Origin of the sequence: Finegoldia magna ATCC 53516, assembly GCF_000159695.1 — a bacterium.
In the GTDB taxonomy this organism is placed as follows: domain Bacteria; phylum Bacillota; class Clostridia; order Tissierellales; family Peptoniphilaceae; genus Finegoldia; species Finegoldia magna_F.
In genome coordinates, this window is the sequence record NZ_CM000955.1 from 1,088,716 (window position 1) to 1,105,502 (window position 16,787).

19 protein-coding genes are annotated in these 16,787 nt (G+C 35.4%); all 19 read right to left on the reverse strand.

The features are described 5' to 3' along the window. Nucleotides 1–18 precede the first annotated feature (18 nt). The 19 genes from serS to tnpA all read right to left on the reverse strand — a co-directional run bounded on the left by serS (nucleotide 19) and on the right by tnpA (nucleotide 16,722). Complete coding sequence (serS, locus tag HMPREF0391_RS05015) at nucleotides 19–1,284, reverse strand: serine--tRNA ligase (RefSeq protein WP_002835831.1); 1,266 nt, start codon at nucleotides 1,282–1,284, stop codon at nucleotides 19–21. Between the two features lie 398 nt (nucleotides 1,285–1,682). Continuing rightward, nucleotides 1,683–2,621, reverse strand: a complete 939-nt coding sequence (locus HMPREF0391_RS05020) for a serine hydrolase (protein WP_002835832.1) — start codon at nucleotides 2,619–2,621, stop codon at nucleotides 1,683–1,685. A gap of 394 nt (nucleotides 2,622–3,015) precedes the next feature. Then, the gene (locus tag HMPREF0391_RS05025) at nucleotides 3,016–3,198 is read right to left on the reverse strand and encodes a hypothetical protein (protein WP_002835833.1); all 183 of its coding nucleotides are present in this window, start codon (nucleotides 3,196–3,198) and stop codon (nucleotides 3,016–3,018) included. 12 nt (nucleotides 3,199–3,210) lie between these two features. Beyond that, nucleotides 3,211–3,438, reverse strand: coding sequence for a hypothetical protein (locus tag HMPREF0391_RS05030; RefSeq protein WP_002835834.1), 228 nt, complete (start codon nucleotides 3,436–3,438; stop codon nucleotides 3,211–3,213). Between the two features lie 57 nt (nucleotides 3,439–3,495). Further along, nucleotides 3,496–4,200: a hypothetical protein gene (locus HMPREF0391_RS05035; protein WP_035109354.1), complete on the reverse strand. Its 705-nt coding sequence runs from the start codon at nucleotides 4,198–4,200 to the stop codon at nucleotides 3,496–3,498. 65 nt (nucleotides 4,201–4,265) lie between these two features. Next, nucleotides 4,266–4,952, reverse strand: coding sequence for a hypothetical protein (locus HMPREF0391_RS05040; RefSeq protein WP_002835836.1), 687 nt, complete (start codon nucleotides 4,950–4,952; stop codon nucleotides 4,266–4,268). Continuing rightward, nucleotides 4,936–5,478 (reverse strand): ECF transporter S component, encoded by a 543-nt coding sequence (locus HMPREF0391_RS05045; RefSeq protein WP_002835837.1) that lies wholly within the window; start codon nucleotides 5,476–5,478, stop codon nucleotides 4,936–4,938. Before HMPREF0391_RS05045 ends, HMPREF0391_RS05040 begins: the two co-directional genes overlap by 17 nt. Nucleotides 5,479–6,194: 716 nt before the next feature. Continuing rightward, entirely contained in the window at nucleotides 6,195–6,839 is a 645-nt protein-coding gene (locus HMPREF0391_RS05050; protein ID WP_002835839.1) for an NAD(P)H-hydrate epimerase, read from the reverse strand. Then, on the reverse strand, nucleotides 6,836–7,813 hold the full coding sequence (locus HMPREF0391_RS05055; protein WP_002835840.1) for an ATP-binding protein: 978 nt from the start codon (nucleotides 7,811–7,813) through the stop codon (nucleotides 6,836–6,838). The genes HMPREF0391_RS05050 and HMPREF0391_RS05055 overlap by 4 nt, the downstream gene beginning before the upstream one ends. Before the next feature lie 2 nt (nucleotides 7,814–7,815). Further along, a complete protein-coding gene (locus HMPREF0391_RS05060) occupies nucleotides 7,816–8,574 on the reverse strand; it encodes a DnaD domain protein (protein WP_035109355.1) in 759 nt (252 codons plus the stop codon). Nucleotides 8,575–8,578: 4 nt separating this feature from the next. Next, entirely contained in the window at nucleotides 8,579–9,142 is a 564-nt protein-coding gene (locus HMPREF0391_RS05065; protein ID WP_002835842.1) for a GNAT family N-acetyltransferase, read from the reverse strand. Then, a complete protein-coding gene (gene dnaB / locus HMPREF0391_RS05070; protein WP_002835843.1) occupies nucleotides 9,139–10,476 on the reverse strand; it encodes a replicative DNA helicase in 1,338 nt (445 codons plus the stop codon). Before dnaB ends, HMPREF0391_RS05065 begins: the two co-directional genes overlap by 4 nt. 33 nt (nucleotides 10,477–10,509) lie before the next feature. Next, nucleotides 10,510–10,956 (reverse strand): 50S ribosomal protein L9, encoded by a 447-nt coding sequence (gene rplI / locus HMPREF0391_RS05075; protein WP_002835844.1) that lies wholly within the window; start codon nucleotides 10,954–10,956, stop codon nucleotides 10,510–10,512. Continuing rightward, nucleotides 10,937–12,925: a DHH family phosphoesterase gene (locus tag HMPREF0391_RS05080; RefSeq protein WP_002835845.1), complete on the reverse strand. Its 1,989-nt coding sequence runs from the start codon at nucleotides 12,923–12,925 to the stop codon at nucleotides 10,937–10,939. Before HMPREF0391_RS05080 ends, rplI begins: the two co-directional genes overlap by 20 nt. Continuing rightward, nucleotides 12,912–13,781, reverse strand: coding sequence for a DUF2232 domain-containing protein (locus tag HMPREF0391_RS05085; RefSeq protein WP_002835846.1), 870 nt, complete (start codon nucleotides 13,779–13,781; stop codon nucleotides 12,912–12,914). Before HMPREF0391_RS05085 ends, HMPREF0391_RS05080 begins: the two co-directional genes overlap by 14 nt. A 99-nt stretch (nucleotides 13,782–13,880) precedes the next feature. Continuing rightward, nucleotides 13,881–14,423 (reverse strand): hypothetical protein, encoded by a 543-nt coding sequence (locus HMPREF0391_RS05090; protein ID WP_002835847.1) that lies wholly within the window; start codon nucleotides 14,421–14,423, stop codon nucleotides 13,881–13,883. Nucleotides 14,424–14,506: 83 nt separating this feature from the next. Continuing rightward, nucleotides 14,507–15,745 carry a cell wall-binding repeat-containing protein gene (locus HMPREF0391_RS05095; RefSeq protein WP_002835849.1) on the reverse strand — a complete coding sequence of 413 codons (1,239 nt, stop codon included), beginning with the start codon at nucleotides 15,743–15,745 and terminating at the stop codon, nucleotides 14,507–14,509. Between the two features lie 79 nt (nucleotides 15,746–15,824). After that, complete coding sequence (locus tag HMPREF0391_RS05100) at nucleotides 15,825–16,094, reverse strand: hypothetical protein (protein WP_002835850.1); 270 nt, start codon at nucleotides 16,092–16,094, stop codon at nucleotides 15,825–15,827. Between the two features lie 178 nt (nucleotides 16,095–16,272). Beyond that, nucleotides 16,273–16,722: an IS200/IS605 family transposase gene (gene tnpA / locus HMPREF0391_RS05105; RefSeq protein ID WP_110058007.1), complete on the reverse strand. Its 450-nt coding sequence runs from the start codon at nucleotides 16,720–16,722 to the stop codon at nucleotides 16,273–16,275. Between the last annotated feature and the right edge of the window lie 65 nt (nucleotides 16,723–16,787).

Below are 16,787 nucleotides of genomic sequence, written 5' to 3' on the forward strand. Positions count from 1 at the left end.
TATCTTAATTTTAGTTTACTAGTCTATTATATCAAATCCTGTGTATTTTTGTAGCACTTCAGGAATTTTTATACTTCCGTCAGCTTGTTGATAGTTTTCGATTACAGCTGCAAAACAACGTCCAATAGCAAGTCCTGAACCGTTTAATGTGTGAACGTATTGTGGCTTATTATTTTCGTCACGATATCTGATATTTGCACGTCTTGCTTGGAAATCTTCAAAGTTTGAACAGCTTGAGATTTCAACGTATCTGTTATAACTTGGCATCCACACTTCAACGTCATAAGTCATTGCAGATGAGAATCCCAAATCTCCAGAGCAAAGTCTAACAACTCTGTATGGAATTTCCAACAATTGCAAGATTTCTTCTGCGTTATTTGTAAGTTTTTCTAATTCGTCATAACTTGTAGAAGGTTCAACAAATTTTACCATTTCGACTTTTTCAAATTGGTGATTTCTGATCAAACCTCTTGTGTCACGTCCAGCACTTCCTGCTTCTCTTCTGAAACATTGAGTAAATGCTGTGTAATAAATTGGCAAACTTCCTTGTTCCAAAATTTCTCCTGCCAATAAATTAGTTACAGGAACTTCTGCAGTAGGAGCAAGATACATGTCGTCTTTTTCGCAGTAAAACATATCTTCTTTGAATTTTGGAATTTGACCTGTACCCATCATCGCACTTGGACTCATCAATACTGGAGTATTCATTTCAGTGTAACCTTGTTTATCAGTGTGAAGATCCACCATGAAATTCATCAAAGCTCTTTCAAGTCGTGCGCCTTTTCCTTTGAACACGCTAAATCTTGATTTGGAAATCTTAGTTGCTCTTTCGAAATCCAAAATATCCAAGTCAACGCCCAAATCCCAGTGAGCCTTAATATCAAAATCAAATTTTCTTGGTTCGCCCCATTTTCTCATTTCCAAATTCTCAGTATCATCCAAACCAACAGGAACATCTTTGTTAGGAGTGTTTGGAATTTCCATCAAATATTCTCTGATTTCTTCGTCGATATCTTTCAAATCGTCATCCATAGATTTGATATCATCAGATAACTTCTTCAAGTTTTTGAAAAGTTCTGTAGTATCTTCTCCGTTTTTCTTCATTTGTGGAACTTGTTTAGATAATTTGTTTTGTTCCGCCTTCATTGATTCTACTTTTTGAATAACTTCACGTCTTTTTTCATCAGTATCCAAAAGTTTTTGAATTGGATATTCTCCTCTTCTTTTTTTAAGCGCTTCAACGATTTCTTCTGGATTGTTTCTAATTCTTTTAATATCTAACATAACTTTCTCCTTATAAAACAATAAAAAAACTCATACCAAGGGACGAAAATTACGTTTCCGCGACTGCCACCCTAATTAGCATAAGCTCTCTCAACTAATAACGCATAGAAGTTAGATTCATTATCTTCATATACTTATTCGCACCACACATAAGCTCTCTGAATTACTCCAATAATTACTATTTCTTCATCAACTGCAATATTCAACTATATTAATGTATATTTTACCACAAATAATCTAGTTGTGTCAATGTATAGCTCAATTACAACGTTTTTAGATTTTTTAAATACAGATTGCATTTAATTTGCATCTTAGCAAAAATGCTAATATGATTTAATGAATACAATAAATTTTTAAAAAACAGATCAGCATTTTAAACGCTAATCTGTTTTCATCTCTTATTTTTTATTTATAATTGTGTTTATAGCCGATTGAACAGCCTTATACCTGTCTTCATTGGTGTGAGATGCAAGACAAGTTATTAGATATTTCTCGCCATCTTTCTCATACAAAACAACGATATTATACGACGAAGCCATGGTTCCAGTCTTGACGCCTTTTATATCTTTATTGTAGAACGCTGATTTTGGATCCAAAAATTCATTAGTATTTTCCCATGTAAATTCTCCCTGAGAAGTTTTTATGCTAAAAGAACTCTTTCCCATACATTTTTTTACAAAATCGTAATCAATAAGTTTGAGCGTTACTCTATTAATATCTTTTAAATTAGTATCTGCTTGTATGGAAAATCCACTCGGATCGAACAAGTGGGTTTTGCTGTAACCTTCATCTGCGAGGTACTTGCTGAGATTTTTTACAAAATAATCCACGTATTTTTTTGCACTGTAACCATCTCCCAAGTCTTTTTTGCCGATGTTGTATGCCAACGCAAAAGCCGCATCATTTCCAGATGGCACAAGCATAGCCTGCATTATTTGCTCGGCTGTGTACTTTCCGACTTTCAAATGGGCTAGTGATGAGCCTTCGGGAACAAGCTCAAGCAATTCTCGGTTTACTTCGATGGTGTCATCTAATTTTACCTTCGTTAGTGCGTAATCAATCGCAAAAAGCTTCGATAAGCTTGCAACAGTTGGTAATTGTCCACCGCCTTCATAAAACAAGTATTTTCCTTTATTCATGTCATATACCGAGAAAGCAAGTGCATCTTCTGGAATCTTCAACTCTTTAGTATCTATTTTGAAATCAATTCTATCGTAAAATTTTCTAAAAGTTCTGGATTGTAAAATTCTATAGCCACGCAAGTTAAATAAGAATAAACAAAACGCCAAAAGAATGACTCCAAGAATTAAAAACAATTTACGCTTGTGTTTTTTCATAATTCACCTCTATACCTAAATTATCTTATATCACAATGTGAATTGCAATAATTAGAATGATTTTTTATATTCATATTAGCATTTTGCATTTAGAAATTTGTTCATAGATTCATAATCAGATTAGCGTTTTTGTTAAGAACATCATACGGAAAAAACAATCAGAAATTCCAGCGAAGGGAACCGTCAAAAAATCTCACTCGCGCCAAAGCGAAGCTTGCGCTTGAGATTTTAGGTTCACAAGCGATGAATTTCTTTGTTTTTGTAGTCAGATGTTCGTACAAAATGCTAATCTGATTTGTTTATCTATTTCAACCCCAAGCAACACCATTTCTAAACTGTCTTAAAAAACAAAAAACACCAAGCTCATCTCAAAAGATTTGCTCAGTGTTATTTTCTACATATCTTTGTCTGCATTTTGGAAAAATTTTGCCACATATCCTATTACTACTAAAACCAAGAATACTTTCATCAAGAATTTCAAAATACTAACAGTTATTCCCATAATTCCCATCATGATATTCAAAGCCAAAATAGCCAAGAATATGTACAAAATGTATTTTAAATATTTGTTATCCATACTCCACTTCCTTTATATTTCTTCTTTTGCGAAAAATCTTCTGTAAATAAATCTAATTACCAACACTGCTAATGCTATTTTGATGAAAACTTTCAAAAATGAGTAGGCAACAGCTCCAATTGCAACCAAAATTCCTACAATTGCGCCGCCTAATCCCAATATCAAACCAAAAGTTCCCAAAATAGCTGCGAAAACTATTGATAGAATAACTATCAAAATAACAAATGCTAAAGTAATCATAATTTCCTCCCTTTGCTTTGTACAGTACCTTTTATTACATTATAGCATAATAATCCCTTATTCACAACAAGCATTAGGAGATAATTCAAAAGATTTTATAAAAAACTTACCACTTTTTTGTACAAGTTTAAGTTCCGATTTGATATCATCTTCTAAAATAATTTCCTTGGAATTGATTTTGCACACCACTGGCTCAAACGCCCACTCTTCATCATTTTCCATCACATAATACGAATTGTCATCCTTAGAATACACGACATTTTCTTTGTTTGTGACATCATCTGATGAAATATTCGCATATTTTATCAACACAGCGTCCACCAAATTCCTGTCCACCTTCAAAATCTTTGCGTTTTCTCTTGTTTTTTTGAACGCGTCTGGATTTTGTTTCTTCAATTCGTCTATCTTGGATTTGTCCTTGTCAGGATCCAGCGTTTTGCTTGGAAAATTCGCCACGAAATTTTTAAGCGTGATATCTTTTGGTGATGCGAAGCTCTCCCCGTAGAAAAATGTATCCAACGAATTTACAACATCTTCGCCATTATAATCGTACGGCTTGTTAAAGTTCGCTGCGATTTTTTCGACATCTGATTTTTCCAACCTACCGTCTTTTGAAATGTCCACATTTTTGAATCCGTCATTCAAATAATCTGCCACATAAGCCTTGTTTTCTTCGGTAATTTCTGGCATTTTCTTCGAACAAGATGTGACAAATACGACAGCGAAAATCACAAATGCGATTTTAAATAATTTGTTTTTCATATTTCCTCCCATATCCTATTAACATTATTATATATTAAAATCAAATAAAAAACACTGACGGAAGTTTAACCAACTCCCAAATCAGTGTTTTCAACTAACATCTCGACTTTCGGATGATTTTTCAAATCGTAGTGATTTTCCAAAAACCACTTCACAAGCTCATCATCTCTTTTAATTGGCGTAGAATTATTTATGAAAATATTAATAGTAATCCATTTGAAATTAGCCAAACCAATCTCAATGTCTTTTTCAATCATCTCCTTAGTTTGACCCTTGATTCCAACCATTAAACAAGCCGAATCAAAATAATCGGACACCTCTTTTACATCAGTAAATTTCGCGTTTTTGTTGAGGACATTTTCTCTAAAATCGTAATCGAACGATTCAATCCCCGTCTTAAACAAAATTTCGCAGCCGAAAAACTCCCTGATTTCGTGAAGTCTATTTTTGAAAATATAATGCGCTTCGAAAACCAATGTGTGAATATTCTTCTTATGAATTAAATTCTTGATGTCGATTTTCGTCTGTTCTGGAAGTTCGAACACATTTCCCGAATTAATACATTCCAAAACACCGAATTCGCCAGTCACATTTTGAAGAATCTCACGATTTTCACGAACAGCATCATCCATATCCATCGTATTGTCTTCAATGTAATCGCAAAAAGTGCATTTGCCCCAAAAACATGGTCTGCCTTTCAAAAGCACAATCTCGCGTTTTAATTTTTCCTCAATCTTAGCGTATCGATTCAAGCTTAATCCTCTTAACAGCAGTCATCACGACACTAAATGAAATAAGTCTGTCCACAAATTCCATAAAATATTGGTTGATAAAAGATGCTGCAGCTGGATTGATACCCTTGTTGATCATGAATCTTACGATAACATCACTTCCTGAGCTTGTAACCCCACCAAAAATATATCCTTGAATAATAGCACCCAAAATAGCGCCTGGAAGTACAGCCAATAAAAGTGCAGGAATAGTGTGCAATTTCTTGAAATATCCCTTTTCGTACAAAATTCCAACCATAAACACCATAAGCATACCCGTAGGAGCAAATGGAAGCGCAAATGGATCGAAAAGAACTTGATTCATAACAGATGACAAAAACGCCGTCACAACCCCGTATTTCCATCCAAATAACATACACACTAATAGGGATCCTATGTGATCCAATAACAAAGGAACCTTCGTACTAACAGCGATAAAAGCACCAAGGCAGTTGATTGCAACGCAAATCGCTATAGTAGTCAACAATTTCGTATTCGTTTTTCTCAATAAAAAAACCTCCTAATAAAATATAGGAGAACTCAAAAATAACGCCCTGTTTTTTTATACTTGGAGCTCTCAAACAAGTCCTGAAATAAATTTCAGTTTTAACTAGGCAACAGTAATTTTACCAAATAATTAAACTCAATGCAAATGAGTCGCTAAAAAGTATAAACCGATTTATTTGTCGATAAAGAAAGTTTACCAAAAACTCGTAAATCGCTCATCTGACTACAAAAATTGATAAATTCAACGCTCATGAAACTAAAATCGCGAACTCGCTAACGCTCAAACAGCGCGATTTTTACGTTTCATTTCGCTTGAATTTAAAGCAATTTTTTCCGAACGATTCGCTCCTTTACGATGTTTTTGCTTATAACAAATTCCTATCCAAATCGGTTTCTACTTTTTATTGCTAACATATTTTGAGTTGAAAATTTTGTAAAATTTCACACACATCCCCTCTTTTTTCTCTATCAATTAAACATGTACTGCGCAAAGCTTCGTAAGGCGTTTTCTTGTTGCAATTTAGTTAAGCCTTATTGCATCGAATATCATCTGGAGAAAACAAATACAAATTCAAGCGAAATGAAACGTTAAAGAATTGCACCGCTTGAGCGTAGCGAGCTTCAAATTTTAGGATTTCGAGATTAGAATTTGCCAATTTTCGTAGTCGATTAAGCGTTTTGCAACTTTTATTTCCTTACCCACCAAAATAACGCCTCTTACGAAGCGTTATTTAATACATGTTTAATTGATTTTTCCGGTATACCTATGGTTTCCACGACGTATTCTCCCTCGTACTCTTGCAACGACTTTTTCGGTAATTGCAATGTCACAAGAAGATCTGCCTTCACTGCTACGTTGTGGATTTTATTTTCATCAGAATCCAACCCCGATGGCATATCCACGCTCACAACGAATGCTTGTGTGTCGTTAATCATGTCGATTACATCTTTGTAAATTCCTTCGATGTCTCTTTTGAGTCCCGTTCCAAAAATGCTGTCGACAATCAAATCATTTTCTGTGATGTCGAATTTCGTGTTTTCGTCTACAAATTCAATCTCAACGTCTAATTTTTTCAAAATATCGTAATTGATTTTAAAATCCGTCGATGCTTTTTCTAGCCTTCCAATCACATACACCTTCACACATCGTTCTTCGTTGTAAATATCCCTTGCAACTGCCAAGCCATCTCCACCGTTGTTTCCAACAGATGCAAACACATACGCTTTGTCGAATTTCTTGTCCAAAATGTGTTTGGAGATTTGCGCTTTGGCGTTTTCCATCAACACAATCGATGGAATTCCGATTTCGTGAATCGTGTAGTGGTCGATTTGTCTCATTTGTTCAGCTGTTACATAAATCATAGTCCGTTTTTGAACCTCTCTTCTCTTATATCCCTGCCGAAAAATTGTATCGGTATGAACTCGCCCTTGATTCTCGATGAAATTCTCTGATCGTATTGTGTTGTCAAATCATCAAGGTCGATATTTGTCGAAATTATCGTAGTTTTTTGGTTTTGAATTCTGTAATTTAAAAGATCAAATAGTAAGCTGATGTTGGTTTCTGTGGAATTTTCCGTTCCCAAATCATCAATCATAAGCACATCGCAGTTGTAGATAATATCTTCAACTTCTGGTTGTGGTTTCTCGTTGAAATTCTGATATCTTATCGAAAAAAGTTGCTTCAACAATTGCATCGCAGACAAATAAATCACAGAAAATCCGTTTTCAATGATTTCTTTCGCCATGCACGATAACAAATATGTTTTACCAGTTCCAACTTGTCCGTACAACAACAGCGACTTCGCGTTTTTCGTGTAATTCTTGGAATAATATTTCAAATTCTCACTGATTGCTTCCATGTTTTCACGTTGGGACATTCCTTGTGCGCTGTCTTTTTTCGTATCAAAAACGTTGATGTCAAATCTATCAAAGTTTTGTTGTTTCATTTGCTCGTTAAGTGAACTTTTTTCACGTGCAATGTTTACCATGATTGTTTTCTTGCAAGAACACATTTTTCCGTTGTAAACTCCAGTATCCTCACACTTGTCGCAGCGATGCTTCAAGTTCAAATAATCACTTGGAAACCCACTTAATATGAGCAATTTGTGCATTTTTTCTTCAGTGGATTTGATTTCATCTTCCAAATTCTTTAATTCTTCCTTGTCAGCTTTGATGCTTTTTTTCAGATATTCGTATCCAATCTCGTTTCGGTGTTGGAGCAAATTCTCGTATTCTGGAACTTTTCGAAAAACTTCATCAAATCTCATGTCCAATTCTTTTTTGGATTGATTTCTGTAATCTTCCAATATTCTGTTGGCTTCTTTTGCGTAGCTCATTATTATTTATCCTTTTGCTCTTTTGATTTCTTGATAAAATCGTTCAAAAATTTCGAGTTAATATTTGTAGCCTTGTTTTCAATATCGTTAGTCTTCGGTCTGTAGTAAGTTCTCTTTTTCGTTTTTCTTTGTTGCTTTTTGTTGTTTTCTTCTTGCCATTGTTCCAACGTCATGATACCGTCAAGCTTCCAATTTCTGAGAACTTGCAAAACGTAATTCGTATTGTTTTTCGTGTTCGGATTAGTTGTACAATAATGAAAAGCTGTCACCACCAACTCTGGTGTTTGGTGATAAGTGGAAATGTGTTCCAAAATTCGCTCCATTTCTGATTTGGATAATTCCATATCTCTGATGTCTTCGATATCTCTGAACATCTCTTTGATTTCTTGACTATTTTGTGGAATGTAAGTCTTCTGACTTTCATCTGGCTCAGGATTTGTAATTCCAAGATACAATTGTCTCAAACTCAAAAAAACCGTGTGGTTAGTTTGTGTCTCTGCGTCAGTGTATCGTTTGATAATTCCCTCGTCCAGCCAGTAATTCCAACACTCAGATACTTCGCTTTCAGTCAAATCCAACGCCTTCGCGATTTCTTCGTCTGAAATATCCACGTTCGCCGAAGTATCCTTGGCAAGCTTGTACGCGTACAAATACACTTTTAGTTGATTTCCTGTGGCTACTTGAAGATATTGATTCAAAAATATATTTTCAATAGGTGTTTCGCCCAAATCTATTTTAAATTTTTCTACACTATATTTCATAAAATCACCTCTTATTATCAATCGCCATCGTAGTGTTCTTCGAAAAAATCGTACCGTCTTTGACGATAAAAAATTCATCGAATTCTTCGTCGTGCGTGTCCAATCTTTGATTTTCGAACACTTCTTCGTAACTACAAAACTTCCTGAATCCACATTTTTCGTAGCATTTTATCGCTCTTTTGTTGAAATTATTCACATTCAAGAAAATCCTGTCCAATCCGTAAACTTTAAACCCAATGTTAATCAAAGCTTTGATGGATTCTTCGCCGTATGATTTGTCCATTTCATTTGGATCCAAAACAATACCCAAAAACGCTGTTTTCGTGAACTTGTCGTATTGTTTCAGACCCACATATCCTACTAATTTGCGAGATTTGTCCCTAATCGCAAAATATTTTTGAGTTTTCATTTCTCTTTTTTGGCGATACCACATTTTTATTTCAAAATCGTCCAAATCTGACAAATTGTAATCGATAAGTCGTTCGTCTGTGTGTTTTCCCCATTGTTCGATTTCAAATGCATCGTCCAACGTAAAATCTTCTAACGTTAACCTCTCAGTAGTTATCATTTGTCAAACGCTCCTACATCGGGCATTTGCTTGTCCAAATCCATAAACTTCGTGTGTTCCTTGTCGAATAAAGTATCCACAGTTCCCGTTGGACCGTTTCTGTGTTTTGCGACGATAATTTCCGCGATGTTTGGCTTGTCAGTTTCAGGATCGTAATAATCATCACGATACAACATCAACACAACGTCCGCGTCTTGTTCTATCGCCCCAGATTCACGAAGGTCACTCATGACCGGTCTGTGGTTCGGTCTTTGGTCAGGCGCACGTGACAACTGACTCAACGCTAGAATCGGGCAATTTAATTCCTTCGCCAAACCTTTGAGTCCTCTTGAAATCGTGGAGATTTCTTGTTGTCTGTTCTCACTTCTGGAATTGGTAGTCATAAGTTGCAAATAATCTATAATCACCAAATCCAATTGTCCACGTGCTTTTAATTTTCTGCATTTGGAACGAAGCTCATTAAGCGAAATCGACGAAGTATCATCGACATGCATATTACTTTCTGCTAATAATTGTGCTGCTTGTCCGAGATTTGTCCACTCAGTAATTTTACCAGACACAAGTTCCGACAAATTAATGTTACTAAGAGCAGACAATAATCTTTGAGTCAATTGCATCTTACTCATTTCAAGAGAGAAAATCGCAACTTGATGTTCAACACTAGCCTTGTATGCAATGTTAAGCGCAAGTGATGTTTTACCCATTGCAGGACGCGCTGCAAGTAAAATCAAATCTGAGTTTTGAAGACCTGAAAGTTGTCTATCCAAATCAATCAACCCAGTCGTAACGCCGGTTAATTGTCCTTGGGTCATACTCATTTCGCCAATTCGTGCAAGAGTTGGCTCCAACATTTCTTGGATTGGAACCAAATCTTGGTGGTTTCGGTTCTGACTGATTTTGAAAATATTACTCTCAGCGTATTCTAAAACTTCACCAACGGAATTGTTGGCAATGGACATATCAATGACATCTTGTGACACGCGCATCAAATTCCTGATAATTGCCTTGCTTTTTATAATATCTGCGTAGTATTTTACATTCACAGCACTTCCTACAGCTTCTGAAATGCTGATAAGCTCATCAATCCCGCCGATAATTTCGTACATATTATTGGATTTTAATTTGTCTTCCAATGTAATGTAATCCACAGGCTTTTTCTCGTCGATTACTTGCAAAATCGCCTTGTAGATTTCTTGGTATTTCGTAGAATAAAAATCTATCGGCTCCACGATTTCTGCCGCATCATCCACAGCTCTCTCGTCGATTATCATCGCACCGATTACACTTCTCTCAGCTTCCAAATCGCACGGCATAATATTTTGTTGATTTTCCATTACCTCACCGCCTTTCTGTCGTGTATTTTACAATTATTCCTTGTCTACAATTACTTCTAAGTTAGCGTTAATATCAGGATATACCTTAACTACAACATTAAATGTTCCCAAAGATTTGATGTTGTCTTTCATTTCGATTTTTTTCTTGTCAACATCCAAACTGTGTTGCTCCTTTAATGCTTTTTCGATATCCATTGAAGTGATTGAACCGAAAAGTCTGTCGCCTTCACCTGTTTTGGCGATAATCTTAACTTTTATATTTTCGATTTTTTCTTTTAATTCATTAGCGTTTTTGATATTTTCTCTTTCAATCGCTCTTAGTTCTGCTTGTTTTTCTTCCCAAATTTTTATATTTTCTTTTGTAGCTTGTACTGCTAATTTATTTGGTAGTAGGAAATTTCTCGCAAAGCCAGTCTTTGCATTAACCATTTCGCCAGCTTTTCCCAACTTATCTACATCACTAGTCAATATAACTTTCATCCGTATCCTCCTTGATATATTCATCAATTGCTTGTTTTATCTTTTCTTCTGCTTCATCCATGCTGCATTCTAGTTGCGCACCTGCACTTGTAAGGTGACCTCCGCCTCCGACTTTTTCCAAAATCAATTGCACGGAAATCTTGCCCAAACTTCTCGCACTAACATGGATTTTATCTTTTATTTTCGCCAACACAAACGAAGCTTCCACTCCCAAAATGTTGAGCAAATCATCTGCTGATTGTGCCGCAACCAAAATGGATTCGTCCACTTCTTCTTCCAATCTTCCGATGGCGATATTGTTCTTGTACATTTTCGATGAAGCGATAACATCTGATTTGAGTTTGATAGTTCTCTCATCGTCCTTGAAAAGTTTCTTAACTTTGACACTGTCTGCGCCTTGTCTTTTCAAAATAGATGCCGCTTCAAAAGTTCTAACACCTGTTTGATAGAAGAAATTCTTCGTATCCACAGTTATTCCAGCAAGTAATGCCTCTGCTACAACCTTTGGTATTTCTAGCTTTTCTGTCATATAGAACAACACTTCCGTCACCATTTCAGACGCACTGGATGCGTAAGGCTCCAAATAAGTCAACGAAGTTTCCTTGATATAATCGGAACTTCTTCTGTGGTGATCGATAACAACGATGTTTTTAGAAATATCCATGATTTCTTGGCACTCAACAGAGTTTCTCCTGTGATTGTCGCAAATAATCACCAAACTATTGCTGTTGCAATTTTCCTTCGCAAATGCATTCTTCACAAAATATTTCTTGTAATCTGGTTTTTCTTCAAAAACCGCATTGTAAATATTTTCGATTTGAGGACCAACCTCATTCAAAATAATGTAGCATTCCTTGTTGTTAATCTTGCACGCTTCTAACATTCCCAAACAAGACCCGATAGAATCCATGTCTGGGTTTTTGTGTCCCATAATAAACACATTCGAGCTTTGTTCGATAAGCTTCTTCAACGCATGTGACACAACCCTTGCCTTAACCTTGTTACGTTTTTCAACAGCCTTGTTCTTGCCGCCGAAATATTTCAATTCGCCCGTGTCGACCACCGCTTGGTCTCCACCACGACCTAATGCAACATCCAAGCATGATCTGGATTTTTCGTGAATTTCGTAAGGATTATCGCCAATAATCGACGCCCCAATACTCAAAGTAACGGGAACATTGTTAGTATTCTTGATATCCTTAATCATATCCAACACCGAAAATTTTTGTTGCATAATATTTTCAAGCTCGTGCTTTTCGACAATCATCACGAATTTATCCGATTCGTATTTTCTAATAAACGCGTTGTGTTCTCTGGCAAAATCTTGCATAATATTTTCCACATCAGAAAACACCCTCGTTCTTTCCTCTTCTTTGATGCTGTTACGCGCTTCGTCGTAATTGTCGATGAAAATATCCACAAGTCCCAGTCTTTTTTCGTCCAAAAGCGTCACAACATCCATAAAAGCAGTGTTGTCGATACCGTAAAGCAAAGTCAAATCCTTGTCTTCACTGTCTTTTATCGTCACTGGATAAAATCTGTAGTACTTGCCGTCAACTTGCGTTTCGTAATAATCCAAGTGGTCTTCGTCGTCTTTTACAGTCTTCAAATCCAGAATTTTTTCGATTTCATTGTTAAAAATCTCAATCTCATCATCAGCCAAATCCTTAAAATAAGTGTTAAACCAGCTGATTTTGTTCTTATCGTTGATAATCAAAAGTGGAAAAGGAACCTTGAACACAGCATTCTTAGTAATATCTGTAAACTCGTTGTTAAGATTAATAATCTTGTCCTCAACCCTTTTGTTTTTCTTGTTGATGTATGTGTATTGATCCACAATCATAAAAGCCGAAGCGATAAAAGCCAACGTTCCTATGATATTTTGAAAATAAAACAAAATCGCAGAAAGTATCACCAACAAAACTGCTTCCACAATCAAATGTTTCAGTGAATATTTAAGCTCTTGCATTGTTTTCCTTCTTTCTCAAATCCTTGAAGCTGTTCAAAGCTCCCAAGACTGCCAAAATATAAATAAACGGTTGAATTGCAACAGAAACCAACACAGTCAACACCTTAAATGGCGTCGACAATGATTTCAAATATGAAAACATCAAAGCAATCCCACCCAATAAGTATGAATAAATTCCGAAAATCGACAAATTATACAACAAATAATTTCCCAAATCTCTGTTCACAAAATAAGTTATTCCCGAAATCAACACCAATCCAACAATTGCGCTTGTGAATTTCATATCTATTCTGAAATCGTGAAATTGATGTTCCTTAGATTTTTGTGGAATATACACATTCAACACACTTGAGTAAAAAGCGATAATTCCCAAAATCGCATACACAGCTTTTACAATAAGCTTAGTTGATTGATTCATCAAATCCGTCAAAGTCTTCATCAATTCTTCGTCCATCTTCACAGAACTCAAAACCTTCATGAAGTCATTCAACTTCGTACTAATCACATCTGCAATCGACATATCCGCGTTTAATTTCAAAAGCAAATTCGTCAACACAACGAACGCACATATCCCCACAAAACTAATCGTTATAGCTTGTGTGTCAGAAAATCCCGCACTTATTAAATTCAAAATCGAATAAAACACTAAAATTATGTACAATCCGATAGGAATCGCAATCATAGGGCTTGACACAAGCAAACTCAACACAAAAAATATCCCGAAAGATATCAGAGCCAGTCTGTTATCTTTTTCCAATCCTAACTTAATAAAATAAGAAGGCAACACAATAAATCCAAATGGAAATACAAACAAGCTCACAACATAAATCATCAGAGCTTTTAATGAAATTCTCATTAAAGATCTATAATCAATCGTATTAATAATCCCACCTCCGTTATCATATTATTATATCATAAAATATCGCAGAAATTCATATCCCACGATGGCGATAAATCACGAAACTATCCTAATCTTAGCAGAAATAGAACATTTCTCACCGCTTTTCAAAGCAAACTTTGAACCAACTGAATCCTTGTTCAAATTAGACACATAATACGAACAATTTCCATCGACAAAATCACTTGTAGATTCTAATTTGTATCCGGAAATCTCACTCACAATATTTTGATTATCCAAATCATTCTTCCAATCAATCACAACAGCAGGATTCATCTTAATTGTGTCGTTAGAATTGTTAATCACATTTACATTCACACTCACAAAATCTGGTGTGAATTGATACACAACAAAACTTTCGATCCCATCACGCACACACCTAAGCACACACATATCCTCAGACTTACTCACCACATCGTATTCTTCATCTACGAAAATACCATCAGTCGGATAACGAAAAGTCTTGTCCACACCGTAATTTGGAATGCAAATTTTCAAATCATCAATAACATCCACATCATCTATCTTAAAATATTCGATTCTCGCACCAACACTGTTGATGCAAATCTCCATATTTTTAATCGCATACAAAATTCTCATTTTATCACTCCCTTAGATATATATACCCAAATGAGATTAGTTTGCAAATAAAAAATGCCCCGTCGATGACGAAGCATTCTATGTTATCTTAAAGCTCTTCTGAAACCTGCAGCACGAGCTTCTTTTTCTGTTCTAAAATATCTTATATGACTTGGTTTAATCTTGTTGTAGTCTCTTTGTCCAGGAAGATGATAAATCATCGAATTCATATTTCCTTTAATTCTGCCTTCGCCTACAGGGCCGTATCCATCTTGGTAAATGTAGTTAGGTTTTGTTGGCTTTGAAGCTTCTTTTTTGGCTTGTTCTTGCTTTTTAAGTTCTAATTCCCTTTGCTTTCTAGCTTGTTCTTCCCTGGCTTTTTTTTCATTTTCAAGTCTTTTCATCTCATTTACTTCTTCAGCAGTAGGATTAGAAAATATATTGCTCGATACAGACTTTTCTCCACCAATAATAGTTACAGAATTCATATTTTCTAGATAACTCTTAGTTGATTGTGTCAAATTTTCATTGTCAGTCAAAATAATAGGCGCCTTGTAATTTTTAGCAACGCTTACTGCTGACAAACTATCTGCAAAAACTTTTGAATTTGCCAATATAGCATTTTCATTATTTTCAAATGAACGTCTTGCTATAGCCAACGCTGTTTGGTATCTGTCATTTCCAGCAATTCTTTCACCAGTAAAACCATTCAAAGGAAGTTGGTTAACTCCACCAATTGCGATTTCTTGTAAATCGGATTTCGGATAAGAATTACCATCACTAAGAACCATCAATGCCTTGTGATCTGCCATGAAACTAGTAGCGCTAAGAGCATCAGGGAAGTTTTTGCCACTTGCTATCAATAAATATTCTGCATCGACAAACTCTTTAGTTTTTTCCATAACCTTCACTGAAGTTTCGTATCTGTCGTTGCCTTTAAGTCTTTCAATGTTAATATCATTTACAACAGATTTTACGGATTCTTCAATATCTGAGCCCAACGCATTTTCGCCACCAACAATGTACATGTTTTTTGGCTTTAACTTAGCAATTTCATCGCTAGTTCTACTGTCCAATTGATCATTTGACAAAATAAGTGGCGCATTTAACGCCGCGGCAAGTTGACCCGCCGACAAAGCATCCGCAAAGTTAAATCCACTAGCAAGCACAACATTATCCGATTCATTGAACATCGCTTTTGAAATTTCAATAGAAGTTGCAATCCTGTCTTCTCCTGCAATTCTCGACACATTTTCAACATTCGCGCTCGACACACCAGCTGGAATCATACACACAACAGCCAATGCGGCTACCGTCAATTTTTTCAAATTTTTAATAAACATTTTCTCCTCCGATAATTTAATATATTATTATGATACCATAATAAATTAAAATTTCTAACGAATTATTTTTAGATTTTTATTATTTAATAAATAAATGCCCAACAAGCATTATTATTGGGAAAGCTAATACCAACAAAAAGTTCAGCAAAGCTCTCGCAACGCTTTTTTCAATCAAGGAAAACACAATTCCAATTATCCCTACAATCGGACAAATATATATCGTCACAAAACCTATTGGCCTCAAATTTCCCAAAAAGCCAAACTCAAAATCCTTCAATATAAAAGCAATGACAAGACACACCACTCCAATGATGAGTGTCCACACACTTTTGTTTTTCGTTTTATTCATAAACTCCTCCTTTGATATTTAATATTATTATACACTATTTGAGATTTTTTAATATATAATTTTATTAAAAATCATCCCCCGGCGTAGCCGGGGGTTTTTCTCATGCGGCCCAAAGGGCCTGTATTACCAGCCACGCCTCAATGGCGTTGGTTAGTCCGCCACTTGCAACCTCTACTTGCTACCCTTTAAAAGGGTCAACTACATCAAATGTTAGTTGTTCACTTAACTGGTCTTGTTTTAATTGGTTTTGGATATATTCTTGGATTGCTTTTGCATTTTTACCTGCTGTGTCTACATAATATCCTCTACACCAAAACTGTCTTCCTCTGTATTTATATTTTAAGCTTCCCCATCTTTCATATATCATTATGCTACTCTTTCCTTTTAAAAATCCCATAAAACTTGATACTGATAGTTTCGGTGGTATTTCTACTAACATATGAATATGATCTGGGCATACTTCAGCTTCTATTATGTTTACTTCTTTCCAGCTACATAATTCTCGAAGTATTTGTCCTATTTCTAATCTTTTGCTTCCGTAAAATTCTTTTCTCCTATATTTCGGTGCAAATACTATATGGTATTTACAGTTCCATTTTGTATGTGATAAACTATGTTTGTCATTTATTGATGACATTTTCTTACCTCCTTGATATTTTTTATTGCAGTTGGCGAACTACAATTTAATTATAT

Bases quoted from the DNA above. Each gene is read 5' to 3' on its own strand.
- serS (WP_002835831.1), bottom strand. From the start codon at position 1,284: ATGTTAGATATTAAAAGAATTAGAAACAATCCAGAAGAAATCGTTGAA.
- dnaB (WP_002835843.1), bottom strand. From the start codon at position 10,476: ATGGAAAATCAACAAAATATTATGCCGTGCGATTTGGAAGCTGAGAGA.
- HMPREF0391_RS05085 (WP_002835846.1), bottom strand. From the start codon at position 13,781: ATGAGAATTTCATTAAAAGCTCTGATGATTTATGTTGTGAGCTTGTTT.
- HMPREF0391_RS05095 (WP_002835849.1), bottom strand. From the start codon at position 15,745: ATGTTTATTAAAAATTTGAAAAAATTGACGGTAGCCGCATTGGCTGTT.
- rplI (WP_002835844.1), bottom strand. From the start codon at position 10,956: ATGAAAGTTATATTGACTAGTGATGTAGATAAGTTGGGAAAAGCTGGC.
- HMPREF0391_RS05020 (WP_002835832.1), bottom strand. From the start codon at position 2,621: ATGAAAAAACACAAGCGTAAATTGTTTTTAATTCTTGGAGTCATTCTT.
- HMPREF0391_RS05065 (WP_002835842.1), bottom strand. From the start codon at position 9,142: ATGATAACTACTGAGAGGTTAACGTTAGAAGATTTTACGTTGGACGAT.
- HMPREF0391_RS05080 (WP_002835845.1), bottom strand. From the start codon at position 12,925: ATGCAAGAGCTTAAATATTCACTGAAACATTTGATTGTGGAAGCAGTT.
- HMPREF0391_RS05050 (WP_002835839.1), bottom strand. From the start codon at position 6,839: ATGATTTATGTAACAGCTGAACAAATGAGACAAATCGACCACTACACG.
- HMPREF0391_RS05060 (WP_035109355.1), bottom strand. From the start codon at position 8,574: ATGAAATATAGTGTAGAAAAATTTAAAATAGATTTGGGCGAAACACCT.
- HMPREF0391_RS05090 (WP_002835847.1), bottom strand. From the start codon at position 14,423: ATGAGAATTTTGTATGCGATTAAAAATATGGAGATTTGCATCAACAGT.
- HMPREF0391_RS05025 (WP_002835833.1), bottom strand. From the start codon at position 3,198: ATGGATAACAAATATTTAAAATACATTTTGTACATATTCTTGGCTATT.
- HMPREF0391_RS05035 (WP_035109354.1), bottom strand. From the start codon at position 4,200: ATGAAAAACAAATTATTTAAAATCGCATTTGTGATTTTCGCTGTCGTA.
- HMPREF0391_RS05030 (WP_002835834.1), bottom strand. From the start codon at position 3,438: ATGATTACTTTAGCATTTGTTATTTTGATAGTTATTCTATCAATAGTT.
- HMPREF0391_RS05100 (WP_002835850.1), bottom strand. From the start codon at position 16,094: ATGAATAAAACGAAAAACAAAAGTGTGTGGACACTCATCATTGGAGTG.
- HMPREF0391_RS05055 (WP_002835840.1), bottom strand. From the start codon at position 7,813: ATGAGCTACGCAAAAGAAGCCAACAGAATATTGGAAGATTACAGAAAT.